This window comes from Bradyrhizobium sp. STM 3843, from assembly GCF_000239815.1.
GTDB lineage: Bacteria > Pseudomonadota > Alphaproteobacteria > Rhizobiales > Xanthobacteraceae > Bradyrhizobium.
The window spans coordinates 1-2920 of record NZ_CAFK01000068.1; the positions used below are offsets into that span (position 1 = coordinate 1).

The following is a 2920-nucleotide window of genomic DNA, read 5'->3' on the forward strand; positions in this document are numbered from 1 at the left end:
CGGCAGGATAGTGATCGCCTTCCATCGCGCATTCGAGATGGGTGACGAAGGTCGGGCGCTCGATGGTGAGATTATCGCTGGCTTTCACGGCGTGACTTTCCTTTTGCACCCGTCATTGCCGGGCTCGACCCGGCAATCCATCCTCTTGGCAAGATTTCCCGGAAGCGTGATGGAAGCGCGGGTCAAGCCCGCGCATGACGGCTGGGACCTCAACTAGATATTCAGCACGCGCCCGTAGGCGTCGAGCACGGCTTCCTTCATCATCTCCGACAGCGTCGGATGCGGGAACACCGTGTGCATCAGTTCTTCTTCTGTCGTCTCCAGATTCATCGCGACGACATAACCCTGGATCAGCTCGGTGACCTCGGCGCCGATCATATGCGCACCCAGAAGCTGGCCGGTCTTCTTGTCGAAGATCACCTTGACGAGGCCCTGGTCCTCGCCGAGCGCGATCGCCTTGCCATTGCCGACGAAGGGGAAGCGGCCAACCCTGATCTCGCGCCCCTGCTCTTTCGCCTTCGCCTCGGTGAGGCCGACGGAGGCGACCTGCGGATTGCAGTAGGTGCAGCCGGGGATCATGAGCTTGTCCATGGCGTGCGGATGCAGGCCCTTGATCGCCTCAACGCAGATCACACCCTCATGCTCGGCCTTATGCGCGAGCATCGGGGGACCCGCGACGTCGCCGATCGCGTAGATGCCGGGCACATTGGTCTTGCCGAGGCCGTCGATCGCGATGCAGCCACGATCGGTCTTCACGCCCAGCTTCTCGAGCCCAAGATTCTCGATATTGCCGACCACGCCGACCGCGGAGATCACGCGCTCGAACTCGACCGTCTGCTGCTTGCCCTGGGCCTCCTCGATGGTCGCGACCACGCTGTCGGCCTTCTTTTCCAGCTTCTTCACGCCGGCGCCGGTGATGATCTTGATGCCCTGCTTCTCAAAGCGCTTGCGGGCAAGGCCTGCGATCTCCGCATCCTCGACCGGGAGGATCTGGGGCAGCACCTCGACCACGGTGACGTCGGAGCCCATGGTGTGGAAGAAGGAGGCGAACTCGATGCCGATCGCGCCCGAGCCGATCACGAGCAGCGACTTCGGCATCTTCTCCGGCACCATCGCCTCGAAATAGGTCCAGACCAGCTTCTTGTCCGGCTCGAGCCCCGGCAGCACGCGCGGCCGCGCGCCGGTCGCGATGATGATGTGCTTGGCCTGATAGCTGCCCTCGCCCAGCGCGCCCTTCGGCGCCTCGGCCTCGGACTTCTTGACGCTGATCTTGCCGGGCGCGTCGATCGTGGCCTGGCCCCAGATCACGGACACCTTGTTCTTCTTCATCAGGAAGCCGACGCCATCGTTCAGCCGCTTCGAGACGCCGCGCGAACGCTGAACGACTGCTTTCGGATCATATTTGATGTTGTCGGCGGACAGGCCGTAATCGTTGGCGTGCTGCATGTAGTGGTAGATCTCGGCCGAGCGCAAAAGCGCCTTGGTCGGGATGCAGCCCCAGTTCAGGCAGATGCCGCCGAGATAGGATTTTTCGACGATCGCGGTCTTGAGGCCGAGCTGAGCGGCGCGGATCGCGGCCACATAGCCGCCCGGCCCCGAGCCGATGATGATGACGTCGAAGGATGTGTCGGCCATAACGGTTCCCATTCAACTCGAATTCGTAGCGTGGGCAAAGCGAAGCGTGCCCACCGCCATCTAACAACTATAAAATAAGGTGGGCACGGCGGCTTGCGCCTTTGCCCACCCTACTCATTCGCGGTCTGCGCTCAAACCATCATCATCACGGGGTTTTCGATCAGCTGCTTGAAGGCACCGATCAGCTCGGCGCCGAGCGCGCCGTCGATGGCACGGTGATCGCAGGACAGGGTCACGCTCATGATGCTCGCGATCTCGATCTTGCCACCGCGAACAACAGGCCGTTCCTCTGATGTGCCGACGGCCAGGATCGTCGCATGCGGCGGGTTGATCACGGCGGTGAAGTGATTGATGCCGTACATGCCGAGGTTCGAGACGGCGGTGGTGCCGCCCTGATATTCCTCCGGCTTCAGCTTGCGCGAGCGCGCACGCGCGGCAAAATCCTTCATCTCGCCCGAGATCACCGACAGCGTCTTGGTCTCGGCCTTGCGGATGATCGGCGTGATCAGGCCGCCGGGCATGGCCACGGCGACGCCGACGTCGGAATGCTTGTGCTTGACCATGCCGCCTTCGGTCCAGCTGACATTGCAGTCCGGGATCTTCTGCAGCGCCACCGCCATCGCCTTGATGACGAAGTCGTTGACCGAGAGCTTGTAGAGCGGCTTCTTCTCCTTGTCCTTCGGTGCGGCCGCATTGATCTCCTCGCGTGCAGCCAGAAGCTTGCCGATGTCGCAGTCGATCGTGAGATAGAAGTGCGGGACATTCTGCACCGAGGCCGTGAGCCGCTGCGCGATGGTGCGTCGCATGCCGTCATGCGGCACGATGTCATATGAGCCCGGCTCGAACAGCGCCAGGATCTGCTTGTCCGACATCGACGGCGCGAGCGCAAGTCCAGCCGCGGGAGCCGCCGCCGGCGCCTTCAGGCCCTTGCCCGACTTCGCCTCTTCGACGTCGCGCGCGATCACGCGGCCATGCGGGCCGGTGCCGGAGATGCGCGCGAGGTCAATGCCGGCGTCCTTGGCAAGACGGCGCGCCAGCGGCGAAGAGAACACGCGGTCGTGGCCGTTCATCTGCGGCGCGGGTGCCGCGGCTTGCGGCGCGGGCGCTGCAGCCGGCTTCGGTGCAGCGGCGGGCGCCGGAGAAGCGGCTGGAGCCGCGGCAGCGGGCTTCGGCGCGGGCGCCTCGGCCGGCGGCGCGCTCTTGGTCGGCGCTGCGCTGCCTGCGGCCTTCACGTCCTCGCCGTCACCGGCAAGCACCGCGATGACGTCATTGACGGCGACGTCCT

2 protein-coding genes are annotated in these 2920 nt (G+C 64.2%); both read right to left on the reverse strand.

All coding sequences use genetic code 11. From position 1 onward, the window contains the following. Positions 1-213: 213 nt before the first annotated feature. Complete coding sequence (gene lpdA / locus BRAS3843_RS09580) at positions 214-1635, reverse strand: dihydrolipoyl dehydrogenase (protein ID WP_008968640.1); 1422 nt, start codon at positions 1633-1635, stop codon at positions 214-216. Between the two features lie 131 nt (positions 1636-1766). After that, a partial coding sequence (locus tag BRAS3843_RS09585) for a 2-oxo acid dehydrogenase subunit E2 (protein WP_035981249.1) occupies positions 1767-2920 on the reverse strand: 1154 nt, incomplete at its 5' end.

Excerpts from the sequence above, each read along its gene's own strand:
- lpdA (WP_008968640.1), bottom strand. The coding sequence starts at position 1,635 with ATGGCCGACACATCCTTCGACGTCATCATCATCGGCTCGGGGCCGGGC.